Annotated in this window: 26 protein-coding genes, 1 tRNA gene and 1 pseudogene; 20 read left to right on the forward strand and 8 right to left on the reverse strand. The window is 69.7% G+C overall.

Annotation, left to right across the window (positions count from 1 at the left end; genetic code table 11):
• The first annotated feature begins 4 nt into the window (after positions 1-4).
• From ACVDFE_RS06810 to ACVDFE_RS06820, 3 genes are all read left to right on the forward strand, one after another.
• A complete protein-coding gene (locus ACVDFE_RS06810; protein WP_360394817.1) occupies positions 5-298 on the forward strand; it encodes a GroES family chaperonin in 294 nt (97 codons plus the stop codon).
• A 289-nt stretch (positions 299-587) separates the two neighbouring features.
• Entirely contained in the window at positions 588-2,384 is a 1,797-nt protein-coding gene (locus tag ACVDFE_RS06815; RefSeq protein WP_458434281.1) for a VanW family protein, read from the forward strand.
• Positions 2,385-2,494: 110 nt separating this feature from the next.
• Positions 2,495-3,223 carry a DUF1206 domain-containing protein gene (locus tag ACVDFE_RS06820; protein ID WP_458434282.1) on the forward strand — a complete coding sequence of 243 codons (729 nt, stop codon included), beginning with the start codon at positions 2,495-2,497 and terminating at the stop codon, positions 3,221-3,223.
• 85 nt (positions 3,224-3,308) lie between these two features.
• Here the strand turns inward: ACVDFE_RS06820 and ACVDFE_RS06825 are convergent, their stop codons facing one another.
• Positions 3,309-5,144 carry an acyl-CoA dehydrogenase gene (locus ACVDFE_RS06825; RefSeq protein ID WP_458429910.1) on the reverse strand — a complete coding sequence of 612 codons (1,836 nt, stop codon included), beginning with the start codon at positions 5,142-5,144 and terminating at the stop codon, positions 3,309-3,311.
• A 163-nt stretch (positions 5,145-5,307) separates the two neighbouring features.
• Entirely contained in the window at positions 5,308-5,871 is a 564-nt protein-coding gene (locus ACVDFE_RS06830) for an FAD-dependent oxidoreductase (protein ID WP_458429912.1), read from the reverse strand.
• A 72-nt stretch (positions 5,872-5,943) separates the two neighbouring features.
• Here ACVDFE_RS06830 and ACVDFE_RS06835 point away from each other — a divergent pair, with 72 nt between their 5' ends.
• On the forward strand, positions 5,944-6,255 hold the full coding sequence (locus tag ACVDFE_RS06835) for a hypothetical protein (RefSeq protein WP_458429913.1): 312 nt from the start codon (positions 5,944-5,946) through the stop codon (positions 6,253-6,255).
• A gap of 13 nt (positions 6,256-6,268) precedes the next feature.
• Here ACVDFE_RS06835 and ACVDFE_RS06840 read toward each other — a convergent pair.
• Positions 6,269-6,343, reverse strand: a pseudogene (locus ACVDFE_RS06840) (hypothetical protein); the annotation flags it as partial.
• A gap of 82 nt (positions 6,344-6,425) precedes the next feature.
• Here ACVDFE_RS06840 and ACVDFE_RS06845 point away from each other — a divergent pair.
• Entirely contained in the window at positions 6,426-7,004 is a 579-nt protein-coding gene (locus tag ACVDFE_RS06845) for a TetR/AcrR family transcriptional regulator (protein WP_458429914.1), read from the forward strand.
• Here the strand turns inward: ACVDFE_RS06845 and ACVDFE_RS06850 are convergent.
• Positions 6,966-7,604 (reverse strand): response regulator transcription factor, encoded by a 639-nt coding sequence (locus tag ACVDFE_RS06850; protein WP_360394112.1) that lies wholly within the window; start codon positions 7,602-7,604, stop codon positions 6,966-6,968. The two genes, ACVDFE_RS06845 and ACVDFE_RS06850, sit on opposite strands and share 39 nt — an antisense overlap.
• A 243-nt stretch (positions 7,605-7,847) precedes the next feature.
• Between ACVDFE_RS06850 and ACVDFE_RS06855 the strand changes: the two genes are divergently transcribed.
• From ACVDFE_RS06855 to ACVDFE_RS06870, 4 genes are all read left to right on the forward strand, one after another.
• Positions 7,848-9,350 (forward strand): sodium:solute symporter family protein, encoded by a 1,503-nt coding sequence (locus tag ACVDFE_RS06855; RefSeq protein WP_360394115.1) that lies wholly within the window; start codon positions 7,848-7,850, stop codon positions 9,348-9,350.
• 122 nt (positions 9,351-9,472) lie between these two features.
• Positions 9,473-9,889: a hypothetical protein gene (locus tag ACVDFE_RS06860; RefSeq protein WP_458429915.1), complete on the forward strand. Its 417-nt coding sequence runs from the start codon at positions 9,473-9,475 to the stop codon at positions 9,887-9,889.
• A 123-nt stretch (positions 9,890-10,012) separates the two neighbouring features.
• Positions 10,013-11,206, forward strand: a complete 1,194-nt coding sequence (locus ACVDFE_RS06865) for a helix-turn-helix domain-containing protein (protein WP_458429916.1) — start codon at positions 10,013-10,015, stop codon at positions 11,204-11,206.
• 506 nt (positions 11,207-11,712) lie between these two features.
• A complete protein-coding gene (locus ACVDFE_RS06870) occupies positions 11,713-11,874 on the forward strand; it encodes a hypothetical protein (protein WP_458429917.1) in 162 nt (53 codons plus the stop codon).
• A 50-nt stretch (positions 11,875-11,924) separates the two neighbouring features.
• Here ACVDFE_RS06870 and ACVDFE_RS06875 read toward each other — a convergent pair.
• Positions 11,925-11,998 (reverse strand) — tRNA-Gly (locus ACVDFE_RS06875).
• Positions 11,999-12,092: 94 nt separating this feature from the next.
• Here ACVDFE_RS06875 and dcd point away from each other — a divergent pair.
• Positions 12,093-12,674 carry a dCTP deaminase gene (gene dcd / locus ACVDFE_RS06880; RefSeq protein WP_360394139.1) on the forward strand — a complete coding sequence of 194 codons (582 nt, stop codon included), beginning with the start codon at positions 12,093-12,095 and terminating at the stop codon, positions 12,672-12,674.
• Here dcd and ACVDFE_RS06885 read toward each other — a convergent pair.
• Entirely contained in the window at positions 12,671-13,645 is a 975-nt protein-coding gene (locus ACVDFE_RS06885) for a cation diffusion facilitator family transporter (RefSeq protein WP_360394141.1), read from the reverse strand. The two genes, dcd and ACVDFE_RS06885, sit on opposite strands and share 4 nt — an antisense overlap.
• Positions 13,646-13,956: 311 nt before the next feature.
• Here ACVDFE_RS06885 and ACVDFE_RS06890 point away from each other — a divergent pair, with 311 nt between their 5' ends.
• Positions 13,957-14,337, forward strand: a complete 381-nt coding sequence (locus ACVDFE_RS06890) for a phage holin family protein (RefSeq protein ID WP_360394144.1) — start codon at positions 13,957-13,959, stop codon at positions 14,335-14,337.
• A gap of 59 nt (positions 14,338-14,396) precedes the next feature.
• Here ACVDFE_RS06890 and ACVDFE_RS06895 read toward each other — a convergent pair whose 3' ends face one another.
• Positions 14,397-16,658: a (Fe-S)-binding protein gene (locus ACVDFE_RS06895; RefSeq protein ID WP_458429919.1), complete on the reverse strand. Its 2,262-nt coding sequence runs from the start codon at positions 16,656-16,658 to the stop codon at positions 14,397-14,399.
• A 144-nt stretch (positions 16,659-16,802) separates the two neighbouring features.
• On the opposite strand from ACVDFE_RS06895, the gene ACVDFE_RS06900 reads away from it, so the two are divergent.
• The 8 genes from ACVDFE_RS06900 (at position 16,803) to ACVDFE_RS06935 (ending at position 23,477) form a co-directional block, all read left to right on the forward strand.
• A complete protein-coding gene (locus ACVDFE_RS06900) occupies positions 16,803-17,126 on the forward strand; it encodes a DMT family transporter (protein ID WP_458429921.1) in 324 nt (107 codons plus the stop codon).
• Complete coding sequence (locus tag ACVDFE_RS06905) at positions 17,123-17,698, forward strand: TetR/AcrR family transcriptional regulator (protein WP_360394826.1); 576 nt, start codon at positions 17,123-17,125, stop codon at positions 17,696-17,698. The genes ACVDFE_RS06900 and ACVDFE_RS06905 overlap by 4 nt, the downstream gene beginning before the upstream one ends.
• Positions 17,699-17,703: 5 nt before the next feature.
• A complete protein-coding gene (locus ACVDFE_RS06910; protein WP_360394153.1) occupies positions 17,704-18,258 on the forward strand; it encodes a hypothetical protein in 555 nt (184 codons plus the stop codon).
• Between the two features lie 83 nt (positions 18,259-18,341).
• On the forward strand, positions 18,342-19,178 hold the full coding sequence (locus ACVDFE_RS06915; protein ID WP_458429923.1) for a DUF4097 family beta strand repeat-containing protein: 837 nt from the start codon (positions 18,342-18,344) through the stop codon (positions 19,176-19,178).
• Positions 19,179-19,366: 188 nt separating this feature from the next.
• Positions 19,367-21,235, forward strand: coding sequence for a molecular chaperone DnaK (gene dnaK, locus ACVDFE_RS06920; protein ID WP_360394159.1), 1,869 nt, complete (start codon positions 19,367-19,369; stop codon positions 21,233-21,235).
• Positions 21,232-21,858 (forward strand): nucleotide exchange factor GrpE, encoded by a 627-nt coding sequence (gene grpE / locus ACVDFE_RS06925; protein WP_360394161.1) that lies wholly within the window; start codon positions 21,232-21,234, stop codon positions 21,856-21,858. The genes dnaK and grpE overlap by 4 nt, the downstream gene beginning before the upstream one ends.
• A gap of 17 nt (positions 21,859-21,875) precedes the next feature.
• On the forward strand, positions 21,876-23,042 hold the full coding sequence (gene dnaJ, locus ACVDFE_RS06930; RefSeq protein WP_360394164.1) for a molecular chaperone DnaJ: 1,167 nt from the start codon (positions 21,876-21,878) through the stop codon (positions 23,040-23,042).
• A gap of 6 nt (positions 23,043-23,048) precedes the next feature.
• Entirely contained in the window at positions 23,049-23,477 is a 429-nt protein-coding gene (locus ACVDFE_RS06935) for a heat shock protein transcriptional repressor HspR (protein ID WP_360394166.1), read from the forward strand.
• A 1-nt stretch (position 23,478) separates the two neighbouring features.
• Here ACVDFE_RS06935 and ACVDFE_RS06940 read toward each other — a convergent pair whose 3' ends face one another.
• Positions 23,479-24,375 (reverse strand): SDR family oxidoreductase, encoded by an 897-nt coding sequence (locus ACVDFE_RS06940; RefSeq protein WP_458429926.1) that lies wholly within the window; start codon positions 24,373-24,375, stop codon positions 23,479-23,481.
• A gap of 83 nt (positions 24,376-24,458) precedes the next feature.
• Here ACVDFE_RS06940 and ACVDFE_RS06945 point away from each other — a divergent pair, with 83 nt between their 5' ends.
• The gene (locus tag ACVDFE_RS06945) at positions 24,459-25,025 is read left to right on the forward strand and encodes a TetR/AcrR family transcriptional regulator (RefSeq protein WP_458429928.1); all 567 of its coding nucleotides are present in this window, start codon (positions 24,459-24,461) and stop codon (positions 25,023-25,025) included.
• Position 25,026 lies beyond the last annotated feature (1 nt).

Genomic DNA, 25,026 nt, shown 5'->3' on the forward strand with positions numbered 1-25,026 from the left:
CCAGATGCTGTACGACCGTGTGATGGTGCGCATCTCGCCGGAGGACGGCGAGCGGCGGTCCAGCGGTGGCATCGTGATCCCCGCGACGGCCCAGATGGCGAAGCGGTTGGCGTGGGGCAGCGTGTTCGGAGTCGGTACCAGCGTGCGGCACGTGAAGGTGGGAGACCGGGTGCTGTTCAACCCGGACGATCAGCTCGAGGTCGAGGTGCAGGGCACCACGTACCTCGTGCTGAGGGAACGCGATCTGCACGCTGTGGCCAGCGAGCTCACCGAGCACGGCACCGGCCTGTACCTGTGAGCCGCCGGTTCGAGATGGTGAACTGCTAGCTGTACACACGTATACGCCGCCTCAGTGGAGAGACAGGGCAACGGGGAGAGCTGTGCCGTACGACGCTGACAAGACGAGGGCGATGCCACCGGTCAACCCGAGAGGCACCGCCTCCGAGGAGACCACCCAGATCGCGCCCGTGAACGTGAACGCGTCCACCGAGGCCTGGCCGTCGGAGGAACCGGACACCGAGCAGCCGACCGTCACGGCCGCCGTGCCCGGTGTCGGCTTTCCCGCCGGCGAGGACGCCACCGAGTACATGCGACCGGTGACCCCGCCGCAGCCCCTGCCGGAGGACTCCGGCGTCTACGGGCCCGTGATGATCGAACCGGGCGACGAGGACGACGGGGCAGAGCCGAAGAACACGAAGAAGAAGGCGTTGATCGTGGCCGCGGCCGTGGTCGGCGCCTTCGGTCTGCTGTACGGCCTCGACATGCTCGTCTCCAGCGGCAACGTGCCCCGCGGCGTCACCGTCGCGGGCGTCGACGTCGGCGGCATGAGCCACTCCGAGGCCGAGGGGAAGCTGCGCGAGGCGATCGAGCCGCGGCTGAGCAAGCCGGTCGCGCTGAAGGCCGGTGACGTCACGGGCGAGCTCGACCCGAAGGCGGCGGGCCTGGAGCTCGACTGGAACGCCACGATCGACCGCGCCGGCAGCCAGCCGCTCTCCCCGATCACCCGCGTGACGTCGTTCTTCACCAGCCGCGAGGTGGGCGTGGCGACGAAGGCGGACGACGAGAAGGTCGCCGGCGCGCTCGAGGCACTGCGCCCCGAGCTCGACCACGAGCCGATCGAGGGCACCATCAGGTTCGAGGGCGCCGCCCCGGTCGCCGTCGAGCCGCACGCCGGTCAGAAGATGCGCACGGAGGACGCGGCGCGCACCGTCGTGGCCAACTGGGCCTCCGGTGACCCGGTCGACGTGCCGATGGACTTCACCCCGGTCAAGACCACCAAGGAGGGCGTCGAGAAGGCGCTCAACGAGGTCGTGAAGACCGCCGTCTCCGCCCCGGTCACGATCAAGGGCGAGGGCAAGGACGCGGTCCTCGCGCCCGAGCAGATCGCCGCCACGCTGAACTTCGTGCCCCTCGACGGGGGCGCGCTCGACGTCGGCGTGAACAAGGACAAGCTCGTCGAGGTGGCCGCTCCGCCGCTGAAGGAGACGGTCAAGGAGGGCAAGGACGCCCAGATCGTGTTCGAGGGCGGCCGGCCGACCGTGAAGCCGTCCGTCGACGGGCTCGACGTCGACTGGGACAAGAACATCCAGCCCTACTTCGACACGCTCAGGAAGACCGACGGGCGCGAGCTGAAGTTCGAGTACAAGCACACGCCCGCGAAGGTCACCACCGAGCAGGCGAACAAGATGGGCATCAAGGAGGTCATCGGCGAGTTCCAGACCGGTGGCTTCGCCGCGACGTCGGGCGTGAACATCCGGGTCGTGGCCGAGAAGGTCAACGGCGCGATCGTGAAGCCCAAGGAGACGTTCAGCCTCAACAAGCACACCGGCCCGCGCGGCACCGCGCAGGGCTACGTCGAGGCGGGCATCATCGAGAACGGCATCCCGGGCAAGGCGGTCGGCGGTGGCATCTCGCAGTTCGCGACCACGCTCTACAACGCGTCCTACTACGCGGGCATGAAGGACGCGGGCCACAAGGAGCACAGCTACTGGATCACGCGGTATCCGAAGGGCCGCGAGGCCACCGTGTTCATGGACGGCGCGGGCAACAGCCTGATCGACATCGCGTTCACGAACCCGGACGACACGGGCGTCGCCATCCAGACGATCTGGACCCCCTCGTCGATCAAGATCGTGCTCTGGGGCACCAAGAACTACGACGTCACCGGCTCCACCAGCGGTGAGTTCGCCCCGACCCAGCCGCAGGAGAAGAAGATCACCAAGGAGGGGTGCACGCCGAGCAACGGCGCCCCCGGCTTCTCCGTGACGGACACCCGCACGATCAAGGACCGCCGCACGGGCCAGACCCGCAGCGAGTCGCGCACCGTCCGCTACGACCCGCAGTTCAAGATCATCTGTGAGGGTCCGCCGCCTGCGGGCGGCTGACCCGAACCCGGGATTTGCCGTGGCCACGAGCGGGTATTCACCCGTTCGTGGCCACTGTTGCGCATGAGGCGCGAAGACACCCCGTCGTCCAGACGCTGGGGCGGGTGGGGATGGTTGTGTACGGAGCGGTGCACGTGCTCATCGCGTGGCTCGCGCTCCAGGTCGCGTTCGGCACGGACGCCGAGCGGACGGACTCCAAGGGAGCGCTGAGCGAGCTCGCGAAGAACGGCGCCTGGTTGCTGTGGGCCGTCGGCATCGGTCTGGTGTTCTTCGCCGTGTGGCAGCTGATCCTGGCCTTCGTCGGCTACACCTACGTGAGCAAGAAGCGCAAGCGGATCTCCAAACGCGTCGGCTCCGCGGCACGTGCCATCACTGCGGGCGGTATCGCGTTCGGTGCGTTCAAGTACGCCACCAGCGGTGCCACCGGTGACTCCACACAACAGCAGCAGGAGCTGACCGCGCAGGTGCTCGCGTGGCCGGGCGGCCAGCTGATCGTGGGTGCGATCGCGATCGGCGTCCTGGTCACCGCCGGCGTGATCGCCTACAAGGGCTTCAAGAAGTCGTTCGAGAAGGACCTCGACATGAGCCGTGCGCCGTCGTGGGTCGAGCCCGTCGGCCGGATCGGCTGGATCGGCAAGGGCGTCGCGTACGGCGTCATCGGCGTCCTCGTCGGACTGGCCGCGATCAACGCGGACCCCGAGCAGTCCGGCGGCATGGACAAGGCGCTGCACACGCTGGCCGCGCAGCCGTTCGGCATGTTCCTGCTGTCGGCGGTCGCGGTGGGCATCGCGGCGTTCGGCGTCTACTGCTTCGTCGCCGCGCGGGCGCTCAAGGAGTGAGCAGGAGCCGGAAAACGGAGACCGACTGAAAACGGGTCCGCGCACCTCGGGCAGAGGTGCGCGGACCCGTCGTCGTGATCGCGTCCTAGAAGGCGCTCTCGTCGATGTCCATCAGCGAGTTGTCGGTCTGCTCGGTGACCTTGCGGCGCGCGGTCAGCTCCGGCAGCACGTTCTTCGCGAAGAACGACGCCACCGCGATCTTGCCCTCGTAGAACGCCTTGTCCTTGGCCGACGGGGTGCCGCCGAGCTTCTCCAGCGCGACCTCGGCCTGGCGCAGCAGCAGCCAGCCGACGAGCACGTCACCCGCGGTCATCAGCAGGCGGACCGAGTTCTGGCCGACCTTGTAGAGGTTGCGGACGTCCTCCTGCGACGAGGTCAGGAAGCCGACGAGGGCGCCGAGCATGCCCTGCAGGTCTTCCAGGCCCTGCTTCAGGAGAGCGCGCTCCTCCTTGAGGCGACCGTTGCCGCCCTCGTTGTCGAGGAAGGACTGGATCTCGCCGTTGATGAACGCGAGCGCCTGGCCCTTGTCGCGGATGATCTTCCGGAAGAAGAAGTCGAGCGACTGGATGGCCGTGGTGCCCTCGTACAGCGAGTCGATCTTCGAGTCCCGGATGTACTGCTCGATCGGGTACTCCTGCAGGAAGCCGGAGCCGCCCAGGGTCTGCAGCGACTGCGCGAGCTGCTCGTAGGCGCGCTCGGAGCCGACGCCCTTGACGATCGGCAGCAGCAGGTCGTTCACCTGGGCCGCGAGCTTGGCGTCGTCGCCGCCGAGCATCACCTTGTCCTGGAACGTCGCGGTGTACAGGTACACGGCGCGCAGGCCCTCGGCGTACGCCTTCTGCAGCATCAGGCTGCGGCGCACGTCCGGGTGGTTGGTGATGGTGACGCGCGGGGCGGTCTTGTCCGTCATCCGCGTGAGGTCGGCGGACTGGACGCGCTCCTTGGCGTAGGACAGCGCGTTCAGGTAGCCGGTCGACAGCGTCGCGATGGCCTTGGTGCCGACCATCATGCGGGCGTACTCGATGACGTCGAACATCTGCGCGATGCCGTCGTGCACCTCGCCGAGCAGCCAGCCCTTGGCCGGGACGCCGTGCTGGCCGAACGTCAGCTCGCACGTCGTGGACGCCTTGATGCCCATCTTGTGCTCGACGTTGGTGACGAAGGCGCCGTTGCGCTCGCCCAGCTCGCCGGACTCCGGGTCGAAGTGGAACTTCGGCACCAGGAACAGCGACAGGCCCTTGGTGCCGGGCTTCGCCTCGATGCCCTCACCCTCGGGACGGGCGAGCACCATGTGCATGATGTTCTCGGTCAGGTCCTGGTCGGCGGACGTGATGAACCGCTTCACACCCTCGATGTGCCAGGTGCCGTCGTCCTGCTTGATCGCCTTGGTGCGGCCGGCGCCGACGTCGGAACCGGCGTCCGGCTCGGTCAGCACCATCGTGGCGCCCCAGCCGCGGTCGATCATCAGCTGCGCCCAGTGCTGGTCGCGCTCGGTGCCGTTGTTGTAGACGACCGTCGCGAAGCTCGGGCCCGCCAGGTACATGTAGATCGGCGGGTTGGCGCCCAGGATCAGCTCGGACGCGGCCCACGCCACCGAGGGCGGGGTGCCGAAGCCGCCCAGCTCCTCCGGCAGGAACATGCGGTACCACTCGCCGTCCCACACGGCCTGGTACGACTTCTTCAGCGACTCCGGCAGGGTCGCCGAGTGCGTCGCCGGGTCGAACTTCGGCGGGTTGCGGTCGGCGTCGGCGAACGAGTCCGCGAGCGGACCCTCCGCCAGGGTCTTCATCTCGGCCAGAACGCCGCGCGCGGTGTCCTCGTCGGACTGCTCGAACGGCCCCTTGCCGAGGTGGTCCTGCACGTTGAAGACCTCGAACAGGTTGAATTCGAGATCCCGGACGTTGCTCTTGTAGTGGCCCATCTCGTCAGCTCACTCCTCAGGGTCGCGGCGGGGTCGCCTACTGACCGGTAACAACAGAGTATTACCCGACAGTAACCCCGGCAAGGGCGACCACCCACCGGTGGCGAAGCAGACAGTCCTCCGCGCGGCCTGAATCGGACATGAGGTCGGACATGAGAGCAGGTCAGACGCGTACGGGGCGTGCGGGAACCATGTCGAGCAGTCCGGCCTCCGTGCGCTCGGCGAAGTCGACCGCACGCGGCACCATGACGGACTCGTAGGCCCGCACGCCCTCGTCGACACCGTCGCGGGCGACCGCGAGCGCCAGTTCGGCGGCGTCCTGCAGTGCGAGGTTCGCGCCGACGCCCAGCGGGGGCATCAGGTGGGCGGCGTCCCCGAGCAGCGTCACGCCCGGCGTCGGGTCCCACCGGTGCGGGACGGGCAGGGCGTACAGCGGCCGGTGGACGGGCTCGCCGCGCAGGAACGCCCGCAGCGACGGGTGCCAGTCGGCGTAGACGTCCAGCAGGTCGGCGGTGGAGGGCTGCCAGTCCTCGGGGGCACGCAGGCACGCGTACGCGCGGATGTGGTCGCCGCTGCTGCGCTGCGACCACAGCATCAGGCCGTCGTGGTCGGCGACCATGGTGCCCTGGCCGGTGAGGTCGAGCAGCGCCTCGTCGCCGTCGTGCCGGACCTCGACGAACAGCACGCCGGTGTACCGCGGCACGGCGGCCGAGACCGCGCCGCGCACCCGTGACCAGGCGCCGTCCGCGCCGATGACCAGGTCGAACGTCGCGGTGGTGCCGTCCGTGAGCGTGACCTCGTGCGGGGCGGCGCCGGTGACGCCGAGGCCCCACGCGACGGTGCCCGGCGCGAGCGAGTCGAGCAGGAGGCCGCGCAGCTGCCCTCGGTCGATCTCCGGCCGGAAGTCGCCCTCGGCCGGTTCGTGCTCGACCAGCGCGGCCGTGGCGTGGTCGACCTTGCGCTGCTCCTGGCCCTCGAACCGGGCGAGCGCGCGCCACTGGTCGTAGAGGCCGGCGGCGCGGATCGCCTGCTGGCCGCTGTCGGCGTGCAGGTCGATCGTGCCGCCCTGCTGGCGGGCGTCCGGGGAGCTTCTCCCGCTCGAAGACGGTGACGTCGGTGAACCCGTGCTGCTGCAGGACGCGGGCGCAGGTGAGGCCGCCGAGACCGGCTCCGGCGATGGCGATGCGTGGTGTGGTCATGCCACCGATGAAAGCGCACTGACTCAAAAAGTGCAATGACTACACTTTTGAAGTGGTTAAACTCGCAGGGTAGGCTGCCGGCGTGACCGAACTCGGCCGCCGTGAGCGCAAGAAGCTGCAGACCCGCCAGTCGATCGCCGACGCGGCGCTGGAGCTGTTCCTGGCGCGTGGGTTCGACGACGTGGGCGTGAAGGAGGTCGCCGACCGCGCCGACGTGTCGGTGACGACGCTGTTCAAGCACTTCCCGAGCAAGGAGGCGCTGCTGTTCGACGAGGACGCCGAGATGGAGTCCTCGCTCATCGGCGCCGTGCGGGACCGCCCGGCCGGGACGTCGATCCCGGCCGCGCTGCGCGACCACTTCGTCGGCGCCGCGGAGGGCCACGTCGACCACCCGCTGTTCGAGTCGTTCGCCCGGCTGGTCGAGAGCACCCCGTCGCTGCGCGCCTACCAGCGCACGATGTGGCTCCGCCACGAGAAGGCGCTGGCCGAGGCCATCGCCGCGGAGATCGGCGCGCCACCCGGCGACGTCCGGTGCGCGGGCCTCGCCCGGTTCGCGCTGGAGGCCCGTGACGTGATCTTCAGCCGGCCGGACCGCGAGCGGGCGGCGGCGGAGCTGTTCGGCCTACTCGAACACGGTTGGCAGGCTCAGCAGCAGGCCTGACCGGTACGCGAGCGACACCGCGTGCGTCCGGTCGCGCGCGCTCAGCTTGCGGAGGATGCCCTTCACGTGGGTCCGCACGGTCTCCACGGACACGATCAACGCGTCGGCGACCTGCCGGTTCTCCATCCCGTCCGCGATGAGCGTGAGCACCTCGTACTCGCGCCGGGTCAGCGCCGGCCGTTCCCGGCAGCGCAGGTCGGGGTGCACGTACCCGCGGATGCGCAGCGTCTCGGAGATCACCCGCACGATCTGCTCCGGCTCCGCCGACCGCGGCACCACACCGCGAACCCCCGCCTCCAGCGCGCTCGTGACGTAGTTCGCGTGCGAGTGCGCGTCCCTGGCCAGCCCGATCACGACGAGCCGGCTGTCGCGTTCGAGGAGCTGCCGCGCGAGCTGCCCCACCGGGTCCAGCATCGAGTCGACCAGCAGCACGTCCGGGTTCAGGTGCTCCTGCAGGCGCGCGGCGGCCTCCGGGTGCCCCGTCGACCCGAGCCAGCGCAGGCCGGCGGTCCGCCTCACCAGCGAGGACAGGCCCTCGCGGTAGAGCGGTACGGGGTCGATCAGCGCGACGCCGGGAGCAGGCCGGCCTGGCGGGAGCATCAGCACCTCCGTTCGTGCTTCCAGAGGAATGACGTCGTTCCCCCGGCCGCATGACGTGGAAAGTGCCGTTCATGTAAGTGAACAAGGGTCACGAATGTGATTCAAGACTGGCCAAGGTCTTCCACCCAGGGGCAACGGTCTCGTAAGACCTACGTCACATATCCCGTGCGGATGTGCCAGGTTCCCGCCGCCATGAGGCCTGGTGCTCTCGCGGGCACACGTGTGTGCACGCAAGGAGGTCACATGGGCACCCTCGATTGGATCGTGGTTGTCGGCTATTTCTTCGTGATGGTCGCGATCGGGCTCTGGTCGCGCGGGCGGGTCCAGAACATCGCCGACTTCTTCACGGCGGGCGGCAAGATGCCGTGGTGGCTGTCCGGCATCTCCCACCACATGTCGGGCTACAGCGCGGTCATGTTCGTGGCGTTCGCGTCCGAGGCGTACCGGCTCGGTCTCACCGTCTACGTGTGGTGGTCGCTGACGATCGGCATCGGCGTCGGCATCGGCGCGTTCCTGTTCGCACCGCGGTGGAACCGGCTGCGCTCCAAGCACGACGTCAAGTCGCCGCTCGAGTACCTGGCCAAGCGCTACAACCTGCCCACCCAGCAGGTCATGGCCTACGCGGGCGCACTGCTCAAGGTCGTCGACATCGCCGCGAAGTGGGCGGCCGTCTCGATCCTGCTCCGCGGCTTCGCGGGCGTCCCGATCACCTGGGGCATCGTGATCATCGGCCTGGTGACGATGGTCTACTCGGTGCTCGGCGGCCTGTGGGCGGACGCGCTCACCGACTTCGGCCAGTTCATCATCCAGGCGGCCGCGGGCTTTGCGATGTTCATCGCCGTCGCGGACACCCTCGGCTGGGGCTTCCCCGTGACGATCTGGGACAGGCTCCCGGACAGCCACAGCGACCCGCTCGCCGGCCCGTACACCTCGACGTTCCTCATGGCGCTCTTCCTGATCAAGACGCTGGAGTACAACGGCGGCATGTGGAACCTGGCGCAGCGCTACATGGCCGCGCCGTCGGGCTTCGCGGCCAAGCGGTCCGCGCTGCTGTCGTCCGCGCTGTGGCTGGTGTGGCCGCTGGTGCTGTTCTTCCCGATGTGGGCAGCGCCGCTGATCGTCCCCGGCCTCGAAGGCGCGCAGGCGGAGAACGCCTACATCGAGATGGGCAAGCAGATGCTGCCCGCCGGCATGATCGGCCTCGTCCTGGCCGGCTTCTTCTCGCACACGATGGCCATGGTGTCCTCGGACGCGAACGTCATCGCCGCCGTGATCAACCGCGACATGCTGCCGCACATCTGGAAGAAGGTGAAGACGTTCTCCGCGGACAACCAGCTCGTCCTGGCCCGCGTCACGACGTTCCTCTTCATCGGCATCAGCATGATCATCGCCATCGCCTCCGGCGGCCAGGGCTTCGTGCTCAAGGTGGTCGTCGACCTGGTCGCCGCCACGATGGGCCCGATCGCGATCCCGCTCATGCTGGGCCTGCTCCCGTGGTTCCGCAAGATCGGCTCGACGGCCGCCATCGCCTCGGTCGTCGGCGGCCTCGGCATGTGGGCGTTCCTCTACGTCGAGCAGATGAGCAAGGCCGCGTGGGTCACCAAGGGCGTGCTCGTCTCGTGGCCCCTGCTGCTCTCGCTGGTGCTGTACCTGTCGATCGGCTTCCTGAAGAAGGAGCCCTCCACCGAGCGCGACGCCCTGCTCGACTCGCTCAACTCCGACGAGCGCGAGCGCGTCAGGGCTTGATTTCCTGCGCGTCTCGCGGCGCCACGCCACGCCGCCGCGAGACGCGCAGATCACCCGTTGGTTGCCGTGGCGTGCGTCATCGTCACGAGACTCCCGCTTCGTCCGCATGCACAGTGGAGGTCATGGGTGCATGGCGTCCGGCGGACGACGCGGAACTGACCGCAGGCTGGCGACTCTGGCTGGAGCTCGCCGACCGCGTCTACCCCGGCCCGTCCTGGGACGGCACCCCGGCCGACGCCATCCGCCAGGTCCGCGACCTGCTGGCCGCCTGCGACTCGATCCGCACCGACTACCTGACCGAGTCACCGTCGCCTTCCGCCGCGCTGCTGCAACTGCTGCAGTCGATGACCTTCGTGGCGTCGTTCCCGGTCGACCTGTGGCACGACGACGTCCATCCCCTGGACGTGGAACGCGCCGAGCTGCTGCACGGGGACCTGGCCTCGTTCGCGGAGCACGTCGCGGGGGTGCGTGCGGCGCTGGCCCGTGGTGGCGGGTGGGTGGACCTGGACCGCCGACCGTGGGGCCTACCGGTCGACTGACAGACCCTCACAGCCGGTCCAGCCGCGGCCGCTGACACGTCCTTTGCCAGGTCGACCGTCCCGCTACCCTCGGACGAGCTTCTCCACTCGCTCCGGCGGCGATCAGGCGAACGAGGTGCTGTCGTGCCCGACGAACCCTCCACCAGCGACATCGGCCGCCGCCTGCGGCAGGTCCGCCACGCCCGCAGGAAGTCGCTCGCCGTCGTCGCCGGTCTCGCCGGCATCTCACCGTCGTACCTGTCGAGGCTGGAGTCCGGTGCGCGAGCACTGGACCGCCGCTCGCTCATCGTGGCCCTGGCCGATGCGCTCGAGGTGGCTCCGAGCGAGATCACCGGCCCCGGGGTGGTGTCACCCGGTGAGCTCGACGAGGACCGCTCGCTGAACGCGGTCCGGCTGGCGCTGCTCGCGGCGGGCATGGGCGAGCCGCGCGGTGAGGCCCTGCCCGTCGAGGTGCTCACCAGGCGCGTGACGGCGTTGTTGAAGGCACAGCAGGAATGCCAGTACGCGCGGGTCGGTGACGCACTGCCGGCACTGGTCCGCGACCTGCACACGACCGTCCAGGCCGGCCGGGACGTCGAACCGGTGCTGCGCCTGCTCGCGTTGACGCACGTCCAAGGCACTCAGGCGTGGCTCACGGACATCGGCGCCAACCTGGACCTCGGCTGGCAAGCCGTCCTGCTCGCGCAGCAAGCCGCGGCCCGCACCGACGACCCGCTCTCCCACGCGGTGAGCGCCTTCGGCACCGCTTTCGGCCTCATGGGCGCCGGTGCGTTCGACCTCGCCGCGCAGGCCCTCGCCGTTCCCGGCCTCGGAACGGGCACGAAGGAAGCCGCGGAGGCAACGGGGATGATCGCCCTGACCGCGTCGCTCACCGCGGCGGCGAGGGGCGACGCCGCCGAGCGTGAAGCGGCGCTCGCGCACGCGGCCGACCTCGCCGCGCACACGGGCGAGGGAAACGCGCTGTGGTTCGGGTTCGGCCCCAGCAACGTCGGCGTCTGGCGCATGTCCGTGGCACTCGAAGCCGGCGACCACGCCGAAGCCGCCCGCATCGCAACCACCGTCGTGCCCGCCGCGCTGCCCTCACCGACCAGACGCGCCGCCTACTGGCGCGAGTGCGGCCGTGCGTTGGCGCACCTGCCCCGGAGGCACGAGGAAGCGGTGCTGGTGCTGCGCCGCGCCGAACAGCTGTCGCCCGCGCGCATCCACCGGCATCCGTTCATGCGGTCGGTGCTCGCGGAACTGCTGACGAAGGTCAAGCGGGACAGCGTGGTCCGGGAACTGCGCGGCATGGCGCACCGCGCGGGTCTTCCGGTGTAACTCGATCAGGCGACCTTGCCACGGGGGCAAAAGAGCAGGCCGACTCGTTCTTACCGTTCGCCGCATGGATGTCGTTGTGCCGTACGTGGCCGCGTGGAGTGCTGAACAGGACCTGTTGTGCCGGGTGGTCGAACGCCCCGGACGGGGCATCGCCTACGCCGAGGAGCCTCCGGCCGACCGCGATCCGCACGGCGTTCTCTGGCGCCAGACCGCGGTCAACCGAGGCGTGGGCCGGCCTGAGTTCGGCCGGGTCCATTCGCACAGGCAGCGGCACGCGATGGAGCACCTGCTGTGCCAGGTGTGCGGTGAGCCCGCGGATCGGACCGGCCTGGGCACGTTGTGGCTGCACCGCGACCACCGCGGCGACTGGGCGTCGTGGCCGGAGGGGATGGGCTCGACAGAACCACCTGTGTGCGCGCCTTGCGCCACGAGGTGCGTGCCAGCTGTGTCCGGCGCTGCGCCGCGGTGCCGTCGCGCTCCGCGTCCGCGAGCACCCCATCGCCGGCGTGCGAGGTGTGCTCTACCGGAAGGGCCTGCTCGCGCCGGTCCCGGCGGGCGCGGTCTCCGTGCCCTACGACGACCCGGCCGTGCGCTGGGTGCTGGCGTCGGCGGTGATCCGTGAACTGCGTGGCTGCACCGTCGTCCCGCTCGCGGAGCTGGCGGCGTGACGTGCCGATGGCCGGAACGACGAAGGCCCTCCGCGAGGAGGGCCTTCGGGTGGAGCGGGTGACGGGAATCGAACCCGCCTCTACAGCTTGGGAAGCTGTCGTTCTACCAATGAACTACACCCGCAGGAGCAAGCTCGCAGCCGATCATACACAGCCCGGCAACGTGACGTCTCACCGTCCTCGTCGGCGAGCCGGACCAACTCGGTTACCCTGCCCAGGTGCTGCTGAGTGACCAGGATCTGCGCAAAGAGGTCGAGTCCGGCCGTCTCCACCTCGACCCCTTCGACGCCGAGATGCTCCAACCGAGCAGCATCGACGTGCGGCTCGACCGGTTCTTCCGGGTCTTCAACAACACGAAGTACACGCACATCGACCCGTCGCAGCAGCAGGACGACCTGACGAGCCTGGTGGAGACGCCGGAGGGTGAGCAGTTCGTGTTGCACCCCGGTGAGTTCGTGCTGGGCAGCACCTACGAGATGGTGACGCTCCCGGACGACCTGGCGGGCCGGCTGGAGGGCAAGTCCAGCCTGGGGCGCCTCGGGTTGCTCACGCACTCCACGGCCGGGTTCATCGACCCGGGGTTCTCCGGCCACATCACGCTGGAGCTGTCGAACGTCGCGAACCTGCCGATCACGCTGCACCCCGGCATGAAGATCGGCCAGCTGTGCCTGTTCAAGCTGTCGAGCCCGGCGGAGCACCCGTACGGCTCGACGCAGGCCGGCAGCCGGTACCAGGGGCAGCGGGGGCCGACGCCGAGCCGCGCGTACCTGAACTTCCACCGGACGGACACGCGCCGCTAGAAGCCGTAGCGCTCCAGCACGCGGCGGCGCAGTTCGGGGTCGGTGCGCGGGACCGGTTCGAGGAAGATCTCGTCCAGGTCCGGGAACTCCGAGTGCAGGTCCGCGGAGATGCGCACGCAGGCCAGTTCCAGTTCGTGGGCGGTCATGGAGTCGTCGAAGTCCAGTCGGGCGCACAGCAGGACGCGGTCGGTGCCGATGAGCATCGTCAGGACGTCCACCACGGCGTCGACCTCGGGCAGGTCGGCGAGCCACTTCCAGATCGCCTTGACCACCACCTGGTCCGCCTGGCGGCCGATCAGCAGGCCGCGGTTGGTGCGGGCCAGGGTGTAGGCGACGAGGGCGAGCAGCACGCCGATCGCCAGTGACGCGAGGCCGTCCCACACCGACGAGCCGGTCAGCTGGTGCAGGCCGAGGCCGGTGAACGCGAGGACCAGGCCGATCAGGGCCGCCGAGTCCTCCAGGAACACGGTCTTCACGGTGGGGTCGTCGGACTCGCGCAGGAACGCCCAGAAGCTCTTGCCGTGCTCGGCGGACTGGGAGCGGACCTGGCGGAACGCCTGCGTCCACGACACGGACTCCAGCAGGAACGCCAGTGCCAGCACGATGTAGCCGACCAGGGGGCGGGTCTGCTCCTCCGGTTCGCCGAAGACGGTGCGGAAGCCCTCGTAGAACGCGAACATCGCGCCGGAGGCGAAGATCGAGACGGCGGCCAGCAGCGACCAGAAGTAGCGCTCCTTGCCGTAGCCGAAGGGGTGGCGGCGGTCGGCCGGGCGGTCGGAGCGGCGCAGGGCCGTGAGCAGCAGGGCCTCGGTGAACGTGTCGGCCACCGAGTGCGCGGCCTCGGAGAGGATCGCGGCCGAACCGGTCAGCACGCCCGCGATGGCCTTGGTGATGGCGATCGCCAGGTTCACCAGCAGGGCGAGTACGACGGTCAGCGTGCTTTCCCCAGAGCCCTGCGGCTTGTCGCTCATGGTGATCAGCGTAGGCCCGGCGGGGCCGCTCCACCGGTTGTGACCTGGCACGATCCGAACCCCGGCAACCGGACAAACCGCCCTGAACCACAGGCGTTCATTGGTTCATTCGAGTGACATTCGGGGAACCGGGCAACATCACCGGGGGCTGTGGTGTCTTAGGGACGGGATCTGCTCCGGGGGGAGACGCTGATCACCAAGGGGGTAAGACGGAACCGCCCGCGTCCAGCGAGAGGACGCGGGCGGTTCTGCGTCCGGCGCACCACGCCGGCGCTCCCGGCCACTTAGGACCGAAGTGGTTAGTCTGCGGCATGGGCATCTTGGTGCATGTGCTGCTGACTGCCGTGGCGGTCTGGGTCTCGACGGCCATTCCCGGCATCGACCTGGGCGAGGGCAGCACCGGGTCGCGGATTCTCACGCTGATCGGCGTGGCGGTGATCTTCGGCCTGGTGAACGCGGTCGTGAAGCCGCTCGTGAAGTTCTTCGGCTGCCTGTTCTACCTGCTGACGCTCGGTCTGATCGGGCTCGTGGTGAACGCGCTGCTGTTCATGCTCACCGGCTGGCTGGCCGAGCAGCTGGACCTGCCGTTCCGCGTCGACGGGTTCTGGCCCGCCTTCTGGGGCGCGATCATCGTGGCGCTCGCGAGCTGGCTGCTGAACGTGGTCTACGACAAGGTCACCGACAACGACTGACGCGCGACGAGAAAGGCCCTCGGTCCATCGGACCGAGGGCCTTTCTCATGCCGTCAGGCTCAGGCCTTCGCCTTGTCCTCGTTCGGCAGCGGCGTGCCGGTCGGGACCTCGTCGGTCGGCGTGTCGGCCTTCTCCGTGCTGCGCTTCACCGACGCCAGCAGCATCTGCGCCACGTCCACGACCTCGACGTGCGCACCGGCCTGGCCGTCGGACTGCCGCGCGGTCACGCCGTCGGTCAGCATCACGCGGCAGAACGGGCAGCCGGTCGCGATCTTCGACGGCGCGGTGCCCAGCGCCTCGTCGACGCGATCGATGTTGATGCGCTTGCCGATCCGCTCCTCCATCCACATGCGGGCGCCACCGGCACCGCAGCACATGGAGCGCTCCTCGTGGCGCGGCATCTCGCGCAGCTTCGCGCCGGACGCGCCGATGAGCTCGCGCGGGGCCTCGTAGACCTTGTTGTGGCGGCCCAGGTAGCACGGGTCGTGGTAGGTCACGTCCTCGGTGACCGGCGCGACCGGCACCAAGCGGCGTTCGCGCACCAGCTTGTTCAGCAGCTGCGTGTGGTGCACGACCTCGTACGTGCCGCCGACCTGCGGGTACTCGTTGGCCAGCGTGTTGAAGCAGTGCGCGCACGTCACGACGATCTTGCGCTGGCCTGCCGGGCGGTCCTCGAACACCGCGTTCAGCACCTCGACGTTCTGCTGCGCCAGCATCTGGAACAGGAACTCGTTGCCGGCGCGGCGGGCCGGGTCACCGGTGCAGGTCTCCTCCGGGCCGAGCACCGCGTACTTGACGCCCGCGGTGTGCAGCAGCTCGGCCACGGCGCGGGTGGTCTTCTTCGCGCGGTCCTCGAACGCACCGGCGCAGCCGACCCAGAACAGGTACTCCGCGTCGCCCAGCTCGCCGTCGAACACCGGCACCTCGAACTCGAGGCCCTCGGTCCAGCTCAGCCGGTCCTTGGCGTTCTGGCCCCACGGGTTGCCCTTGTTCTCCAGGTTCTTGAACATCCCGCCGAGCTCGGTCGGGAAGTTCGACTCGATCAGCACCTGGTAGCGGCGCATGTCGACGATGTGGTCGACGTGCTCGATGTCGACCGGGCACTGCTCGACGCACGCGCCGCAGGTCGTGCACGACCACAGCACCTCGGGGTCGATCACGCCCAGCTCGCCGGGGCCGCCGACCAGCGGGCGCTCCGACTCGGCCATCGCCAACACGTCGATCGACTCGAGGCGCTTCTTGTAGTCCTCGTACTTGTCCTTGGTGAGGCCGACCTCGTCACCGGCCATGTCGCGCGAGCCACCGGCGAGCAGGTACGGCGCCTTGGCGAACGCGTGGTCGCGCAGCTGCGTGATGACCATCTTCGGGGACAACGGCTTGCCGGTGTTCCAGGCGGGGCACTGCGACTGGCAGCGACCGCACTCGGTGCAGGTGGAGAAGTCGAGCCAGCCCTTCCAGCTGAAGTCCTCGACCTTGCCGACGCCGAACACGTCCTTGTCCGGGTCGGCCTCTTCGAGGTCCAGGACCTTGCCGCCGGACATCATCGGCTTCAGCGCGCCCAGCGCGACGCCACCGTCGTCCTCGCGCTTGAAGTAGATGTTGAAGAAGGCCGAGAACCGGTGCCAGGCGATGCCCATCGTCAGGTTCCGGCCGACCACGACCAGCCAGAGCATGCCGCTGAGCAGCTTGACCAGCGCCATCACCGACACCCAGATCGGGGCGGCCGGCAGGATCTGCGCGAGCGGCTGCGTCACGAACGACGTCCACAGCGGCGCGGACTCGAGGCCGCTCGACTGCTTGAACGCCTTCACGAGCAGGATGCCGAGGCCCTCGACGATGACGACGGCCTCGACGAAGTACGCCGACCTGAAGCTGGAGCCCGCGAAGCGCGAGATGCGGTCGGCGCGGCGCGGGTGGTTGCGCTGGCGGATGACCGCGAGGGCCACACCACCGACGACGGTGCCGAGGCCGAGCAGCTCGACGAGCAGCAGCCAGATCGACCACGTGCCGATGACCGGCCAGTGGAAGTGCGGGTCGAACACCTCGCCGTAGGCCTCGAACAGCACCGCGGAGCCGATGAGGAAGCCCCACATCACCATCCAGTGCCACGGGGCGACCGAGCGGAACTTCGCCATCCTGGTGTGCGCGACGAACTCGACGACCATCGTCTTCAGGCGCGGCCAGAACGGTCCCGTGCGGGTGCCGTCCGGCTGGCCGAGCCGGATGATCTTGATCATCTTCCAGACGCCGGCGACGAACACGCCCCAGGCGACGACGCTCACCACTACGGCGACGAGTCCGAGAACCAGCTGGAGGGTCATGGCGGGAGTCTAGGCCAGGTTACCGTTGAGTAACCACTTGGACGTGGCCGGTGTCTCGTCACGTACCGGTCAAGTACCCGGAATGTGATCGAAAACTTGTGGAACACTTGTTCAGATAGTTCTGCGAGGCATCCGGAGGTCGCCGTGTTGTACCTGTACCTGGCCGCGGCGATCGTCGCGGAGATCGCCGCCACCGTCTCCCTGAAGGTCTCCGAGGGATTCACCAAACTGTGGCCTTCGGTGATCGTCGTCGCCGGCTACACGATCGCCTTCACAGCGCTCTCGCGCGCGTTGAAGTTGGGTATGCCCGTGGGCGTCGCCTACGCCGTGTGGTCCGCGATCGGTGTCGCCGCCGTGGCGCTCATCGGCTGGCGGTTCCTCGGCGAGGCGCTCAACCCCACGATGGTCGTCGGGCTGGCCCTGATCATCGGGGGCGTGGTGACCCTGGAGCTCGGGAGGACGCACTGAGCGCGACGGCAGTCGACGGGCGCAAGGCGCGCGGCGAGAAGAAGCGGCGCGCCATCGTCGAAGCCACGTTGCGGGTCATCGAACGCGAGGGCGTCGCCGGGGTGACGCACCGCAGCGTGGCCCGCGAGGCCGGCGTGCCGACCACGGCGCCGACCTACTACTTCGCGACGCTCGACGACCTGCTGACCGCCACGCTGCTGTGGTCGGCCGAGGCGATGTGCGACGAGGTCCTGAAGATCATCGCCGTCGGCACCCCGCGGGAGATCGCGCGCAGCCTGGCCAGGGCGGTCGACGAGCACCGGGCGCGCACGCTCGCCGAGTACGAGCTGTACCTGCTGGCAGGGCGGCGACCGGAGCTCAAGCCCGCCGCGCGCCGCTGGCTCGACCTGGCCGCCGAGGTGGCCGCGCCCGCGGACCCCGTGGCGTTCCGCGCGTTCCTCGCCGCGATCGACGGCCTGCTCATCCAGGGGCTGATCGCCGACGTCGCCCCGGACGTGGACGAGCTGGAGCCAATCGTGTCCTTCTTGATCCGCGGTCGCGACGATCCCACGCCCGCCGCACGGGGAGAATGAGCGGCATGAGGTTCGCGCGAGAGGTGTCCGGCATCAGCCACGGGGTGAGCCTCGGGCTGCTGACCGCGCTCTACGTGCGCGACGGCCTGGCGTTGTCGGTGGACGTCGAACCGCACGTGCCGGGACTGGAACCGTCGCTGCCGGTGCACGTGCCGGCCGGGGTCGACCGCGCCGCCGTGACCGCCGAGTGGCCCGGCTGGTGGGCCGACGCGCTGGACGCGTGCACCCGCGGTGCCGAACCGGCCGTGCCCGAGGACGCGGAGGCGTTGCTGACCCGGCCGGCCAGCCGGACGGCGGTGCTCGCGCTCAAGTCCGGCATCCAGGAGCTGCACCGGGTGCAGAGCCCGGCCGCGCTGCCGATCGGCGACGTGCTGCGCGGCATCGAGTCGCGGATCGGGCGGTGGGCGCAGAGCGTGGAGCTGCACATCGCCGAGGTGCCGGTCGAGGGCCTGCTCTGGGAGCGGATCGCGCCCGCGCACGTGCTGGCGTCGTCGCGGTTCCTCAACGACCCGGCGCGGACCGCACCGGCCCTGCGCGCTGTGCTCGAAGACCTGGTCTAGGCACGGGGTAGGGAGAACCCCACCCCGCCTCCGGGGGCTGACTGCCGTGTGGCCCGACCCCGGCCGCCTCTACTTTTGTGCCCATGATGAGGGCAGCGCTGGTGGCGTTGGTGGCGGGGACGGTGCTCACGGCGCTGACGGGCTGTGGCATCCGCATCGTGAAGTACGAGTTCTCCGATGACTACGTCGTCGCGGAAACGTTCACGTCGGTGCGTGCGCGCAACGGGTCGGGTGACGTGACGATCAGGTACCAGGAGGGCCTGACCGGGACGAAGGTCCACCGCAGGGTGGAGCACGCCAAGAACAACAAGCCGGGGGGCACCACGCACCGGGTCGAGGGCGACACGCTGGTGCTGGACACCTGCGGCGACAACTGCGAGGCCAACTACGAGGTGCTCGTGCCCGCCGCCGGCATCAGGGTCGTCGGCGACGTGGGCTCGGGCGACGCGGTCGTCGAGGGTCTCGCGTCGGTCGAGTACGCGACCGGCTCCGGTGACATCACCACCCTGGACATCTCGGGGGACGTCAAGGTGAACACCGGGTCCGGCAACTTCCGGGCCACCAGGGTCGGCGGCACCGTGACCGCGGACCTCGGGTCCGGGCACATCGAGCTGAACACGGTGAAGGGCAAGCTGCTCGCCGTCACGAGGTCCGGTGACATCGACGGCTCGTCCCTGAGCGGCGAGGTGATCGCCGACGCCAGCTCGGGACGGGTCGAGCTGATCATGGCCGAGCCGCGGTCGGTGCGGGTCAACTCCGGCTCCGGTGACGTGGACGTCCGGGTGCCGGGCGGTCCGTACCGGATCACCGGGGTGTCGGGCAGCGGTGACCGCGACATCCAGGTCGCGACCGCACCGGACGCACCGCTCGAGCTCAACCTCACCACCGGTTCCGGCGAGGTCCGGGTGCTCGCCATCTGAGTCCGTCCGAGGGGGACTGTGTCGAGGGCCACTCCACAAGGGGTGGCCCTCGTGGCGTTCTGAGGGAACAACGGGAGCTTCCCGGCCGTTGTGCCAGTCAGAAAGCTTGAGTCGGGTAGGCTCAAGGTTGGGCAAGGTGGCAAACTTGAGCCAGCAACGCTCAACAAGTACTAGCGGAAGGAACTCCAATGGCGCGTGCAGTCGGCATCGACTTGGGGACGACCAACTCCGTCGTCGCCGTTCTCGAGGGCGGTGAGCCGACGGTCATCGCCAACTCGGAGGGCTCGAGGACGACCCCGTCCATCGTCGCTTTCGCCAAGAACGGCGAGGTCCTCGTGGGTCAGCCCGCGAAGAACCAGGCCGTCACCAACGTCGACCGCACCATCCGCTCGGTCAAGCGCCACATCGGCACCGACTGGAAGACCGACGAGGTCGACGGCAAGAAGTACACCTCGCAGGAGATCAGCGCGCGCGTGCTCATGAAGCTCAAGCGCGACGCCGAGGCGTACCTGGGCGAGGAGATCACCGACGCGGTCATCACCGTCCCGGCCTACTTCGAGGACGCGCAGCGGCAGGCCACCAAGGAGGCCGGCCAGATCGCGGGTCTCAACGTGCTCCGCATCGTCAACGAGCCGACCTCCGCCGCTCTGGCGTACGGCCTCGACAAGGGCGAGAAGGAGCAGACCATCCTGGTCTTCGACCTCGGTGGCGGCACGTTCGACGTCTCGCTGCTCGAGCTCGGCGACGGCGTCGTCGAGGTCCGCGCGACCTCCGGTGACAACCACCTCGGTGGCGACGACTGGGACCAGCGCGTCGTCGACTGGCTGGTCGAGCGCTTCAAGCAGGCCAACGGCATCGACCTGACCAAGGACAAGATGGCCCTGCAGCGGATTCGCGAGGCCGCTGAGAAGGCCAAGATCGAGCTGTCCAGCTCGGCGCAGGCGTCCATCAACCTGCCCTACATCACGGTGGACGCGGACAAGAACCCGCTGTTCCTCGACGAGACGCTGTCGCGCGCCGAGTTCCAGCGCATCACGTCCGACCTGCTCGAGCGCACCCGCGCGCCGTTCAACAACGTGATCAAGGACGCCGGCGTCTCCGTCGGCGACATCGACCACGTCGTGCTCGTCGGCGGCTCGACCCGCATGCCCGCCGTCGCGGAGCTCGTCAAGGAGCTGACCGGCGGCCGTGAGCCCAACAAGGGCGTGAACCCGGACGAGGTCGTCGCCGTCGGCGCCGCCCTGCAGGCCGGTGTCCTCAAGGGCGAGGTCAAGGACGTCCTGCTGCTCGACGTCACCCCGCTGTCCCTCGGCATCGAGACCAAGGGCGGCATCATGACCAAGCTGATCGAGCGCAACACCACGATCCCGACCAAGCGGTCCGAGACCTTCACGACGGCGGACGACAACCAGCCGTCCGTGCAGATCCAGGTCTTCCAGGGCGAGCGCGAGATCGCGTCGCAGAACAAGAAGCTCGGCATGTTCGAGCTGACCGGTCTGCCCCCGGCCCCGCGCGGCGTGCCGCAGATCGAGGTCACCTTCGACATCGACGCGAACGGCATCGTCCACGTGTCGGCGAAGGACCTGGGCACCGGCAAGGAGCAGTCGATGACGATCACCGGTGGCTCCGCGCTGCCGAAGGACGACATCGACCGCATGGTCAAGGACGCGGAGGCCCACGCGGAGGAGGACAAGCGCCGCCGCGAGGAGGTCGAGGTCCGCAACCAGGCCGAGACGCTGGTCTACCAGACGGAGAAGGTCGTCAAGGAGAACGACGACAAGCTCCCGGCGGAGATCAAGGACAAGGTCAACGCCGCCGTCGCCGAGGCGAACGAGGCGCTCAAGGGCACCGACATCAACGCCATCAAGGCCGCGGTGGAGAAGCTCGCGACCGAGTCGCAGGCCATCGGCCAGGCGATCTACGCCAACGCACCGGGCGCGGCGGGTGCCGAGGCCCCCGGTGCGGGCGCCGGTGCGGCCGGTGCCGGCCAGGCCAAGTCCGACAAGGACGACGACGTCGTCGACGCCGAGATCGTGGACGAGGACGAGAAGAAGTGACCGAGCCGAGGCACGCAGCTCCTGACGAGCAGCAGCCTCCCCTCGTCGTGAACGACCGGCGCCGGATCGACCCCGAAACGGGCGAGGTCCGCGCGCCGGCCGCTCCGGCGGAGGAGGGCGCAGCTCAGGAGACCGACGAGACCGTGGTCGCCGCCGAGTTCGTGGACGACGCCGCCGTCGAGCTGAAGGCCCAGCTCGACGAGCGCACCGCGGACCTGCAGCGGCTCACCGCCGAGTACGCGAACTACCGCAAGCGGGTGGAACGCGACCGGGAAGCGGTGATCAACAACGCGAAGGCGTCCGTGGCCGCCGAGCTCCTGCCGCTGCTGGACGACGTCGAACGGGCCGCCGCTCACGGCGACCTGACCGGCGCGTTCAAGGCGGTGGCGGACAAGCTCGTGTCCACGCTGCAGAAGACCGGTCTGGAGCCGTTCGCGCACGAGGGCGAGGCGTTCGACCCGTCGGTGCACGAGGCCGTGCAGCACAGCACGTCCCCGGACGTCGAGGGCCCGACCGTCACCGCCGTGCTGCGGCGCGGCTACCGGTTCGGCGAGAAGCTCGTCCGCCCGGCGCTCGTCGCCGTGACGGACCACGAGCCGGCAGCACCCGCTGAAGAGAGCTGAAGGGAGGGAGACGTCCGGTGAGTGCTAGGGACTGGATCGAGAAGGACTTCTACCGCGAACTGGGCGTCTCCTCCGACGCCTCGGCGGACGAGATCAAGAAGTCGTACCGCAAGCTCGCCCGTGAGCTGCACCCCGACGCCAACCCCGGTGACGCCAAGGCGGAGGCCCGCTTCAAGGCCGTCTCCGAGGCCTACGGGGTGCTGTCCGACGCGGCGAAGCGCAAGCAGTACGACGAGGCTCGTCGCCTGTTCGCGGGCGGAGGGGGCTTCCCCGGCGGCTTCGGCGGTGCCGGCGGCTTCGACGTCAACGACCTGTTCGGCCGGGCGGCGCAGGGCACCGGTGGCGGTGGCGGTGGCCTGGGCGACCTGCTCGGCGGCCTGTTCAACCGGCGCGGTGGCGGCGGTGCGGCCTCGGCCACGCGTCCCCGTCGCGGCGAGGACGTCGAGACCGACGTCCGGCTCGACTTCACCGAGGCGGTGAGGGGCGCGCAGGTGCCACTGCGGCTGTCCTCACCGGCCGCGTGCACGACCTGCGGCGGCTCGGGCGCCAAGCCGGGCACGACGCCGCACACCTGCGCGACCTGCTCGGGTTCCGGCCTGGTCACGCGGTCGCAGGGCGCGTTCGCGTTCAGCGAGCCGTGCCGCGACTGCCGCGGCACCGGCCGGATCATCGACGACCCGTGCGTCGAGTGCGGTGGCGACGGCGTCAGCACCCGCACCCGCACGCTGACCGTCCGGATTCCCTCGGGGGTCGACGACGGCCAGCGGATCCGCCTGGCGGGACAGGGCGAACCGGGGCGCAACGGCGGCCCGTCGGGCGACCTGTTCGTCCGCGTGCACGTCAACCCGCACAGCGTGTTCGGCCGCCAGGGCAACGACCTGACGCTGACCGCGCCGATGACGTTCCCCGAGCTGGCGCTGGGCACGACGTTGACCGTGCCGACGCTGGACGGCAAGGTGACCTTGAAGGTGCCGGCCGGCACCGCTTCCGGGCGCGTGCTGAGGGCGCGCGGCAAGGGCATCACCCGCAAGGACGGCAGCCAGGGCGATCTGCTGATCACGCTGGAGGTCGCCGTCCCGAACAACCTGTCCTCCGAGGCGCGCACGGCCCTGGAGGGCTACGCGGACGTGACCAAGGAGCACGACCCGCGAGGTGAGCTGAACGCGCTGCTGGAAGGGCGGTGAGTTCCGGTGAGTTTTCCGTTCCCGCCGGGGACTGACGAGGACACGCCGTTCTTCGTCATCTCGGTGGCAGCACAGCTCTCCGGCCTGCACGCGCAGACCCTGCGGTCCTACGACCGGATGGGCCTCGTGTCGCCGGGCCGCACCTCCGGCGGCGGCCGCCGCTACTCGATGCGCGACATCGTGCTGCTGCGCGAGGTCCAGCGCCTCTCCCAGGAGGAGGGCGTGAACCTCGCCGGCATCAAGCGCATCATCGACCTGGAGCACCAGGTCGACGCCCTGCGCGCCCGCGTGACCGAGCTGTCCCAGGAGCTGGCCCAGGCACTGGCCGCCGCCGACTCCGCGGCGGCCGCGGTGCACGCCTCCTACCGCAGGGACCTGGTCCCGGTGCGGCAGGAGACGGCGCTCGTGGTGTGGAAGCCCAAGCCGCGCAAGTAGCTCACCGCTCGAAGTAGAACCCGGTCTCCAGGTCCGCCAGGAGGCCGGGTTCCTGCGGTTCCCACCCCAGCAGCGTCCTCGTGCGCGCGCTGGACGTCGGTGCGTCCCGCGTCACCATGAACGCCAACGGCCCGAAGTGCTCCTGCGCTCGTTCCGCGGGAATGCTCTCGACCGGCAGGCCGAGCTTGCGCCCGATCGCCTCGGCGATGGTGCGCATCGGCACGGCCTCCTCGGCCACCGCGTGCAGCACGGAGCCGGCGGGTGCCTTCTCCACCGCCAGCCGGTACAGCCGCGCCGCGTCCAGGGTGTGCGCCGCGGACCAGCGGTTCGTGCCGTCGCCGGGGTAGCCGGACACGCCCTTCTCCCGCGCGGTCCTGACCAGGATCGGGATGAACCCGGCCGTGTCGAGCGGGCTGTGCACGGTGGGCGGCAGCACGACCACCGAACCGCGCACGCCGGCCGCGTCGATGATCGCGTTCCGCGCGGCACCGCGGCTGTCGGTGTCGGTGACCCGGTCCTCCTCCGTCGCGGTGCGGCCCAGGTCGGAGTAGGACAGCGTGCCGCTGGTGCCCACGAGCGGCTTGTCCGTGCCTGCCAGCTCGTCGAGGAACGCCCTGACCACCGCCAGGTCGGCTCCGGCGGCACCCGCGTAGTCGCCGGCGAACATCTCCTCGTGCTTGAACGCCAGGTGGACCACCGCGTCCGCCTCGGCCGCGGCCTTGCGCAGCCCGTCCAGGTCGTCGAGGTCACCGCGCCGGACCCGGGCGCCCCAGGCCTCCAGCCTGGCGGCGGACAGGTCGGACCGGGCCAGGCCGACGACCTCGTGCCCGGCTCCCAGCAGCTCCGGGACCAGCGCCGAACCGACGTGACCGCTGGCGCCCGTGACGAAAACCTTCATTGCACTTCCTCAAGGTGATGGGACTTGGTCTCATCAACCGTAGCAGAGTGATGGGACTTAGTCGCATCACTTAGGATGGGGGCATGGGTCGATGGGAGCCGGACGCGCGGGAGCGGTTGGTGCGCGCCGCACTCGACCTGTTCGGCGAGCAGGGGTACGACAACACCGCGGTCGCGCAGATCGCCGAACGCGCCGGGCTCACCAAGAGCACGTTCTTCCGGCACTTCCGGGACAAGCGCGAGGTGCTCTTCGGCGGTCAGGACCAGCTCGCCGAGGTGCTCACCACCGGCATCGCCTGCGCGCCGGAGCAGGCGGAACCGCTGGCCGCGGTCGAGGCGGCGCTGGTCGCGGTCGGCACCTGGTTCACCGACGAGCACCGGGCGCACGGCCCGCAGCGGCAGGCGGTGATCGAGGACCACCTCGAACTGCGCGAGCGGTCGGCGCTGAAGATGGTCGGTTTCGGCGTGGCCATGAAGGACGCGCTCGAACGCCGCGGCGTCGCCGAGCTGGCGGCAGCGGTGGCCGCCGAGCTCGGCGTGCTCGCCTTCGAACGCGCGTACGGCACGTGGGTGGCGACCACCGGGGACTGGTCCGACGTCGTCCGGCGGTCGGTCGCCGAGGTGCGGACCGCGGCTGCCGACCTCGGCTAGC

This window comes from Lentzea chajnantorensis, from assembly GCF_054300775.1.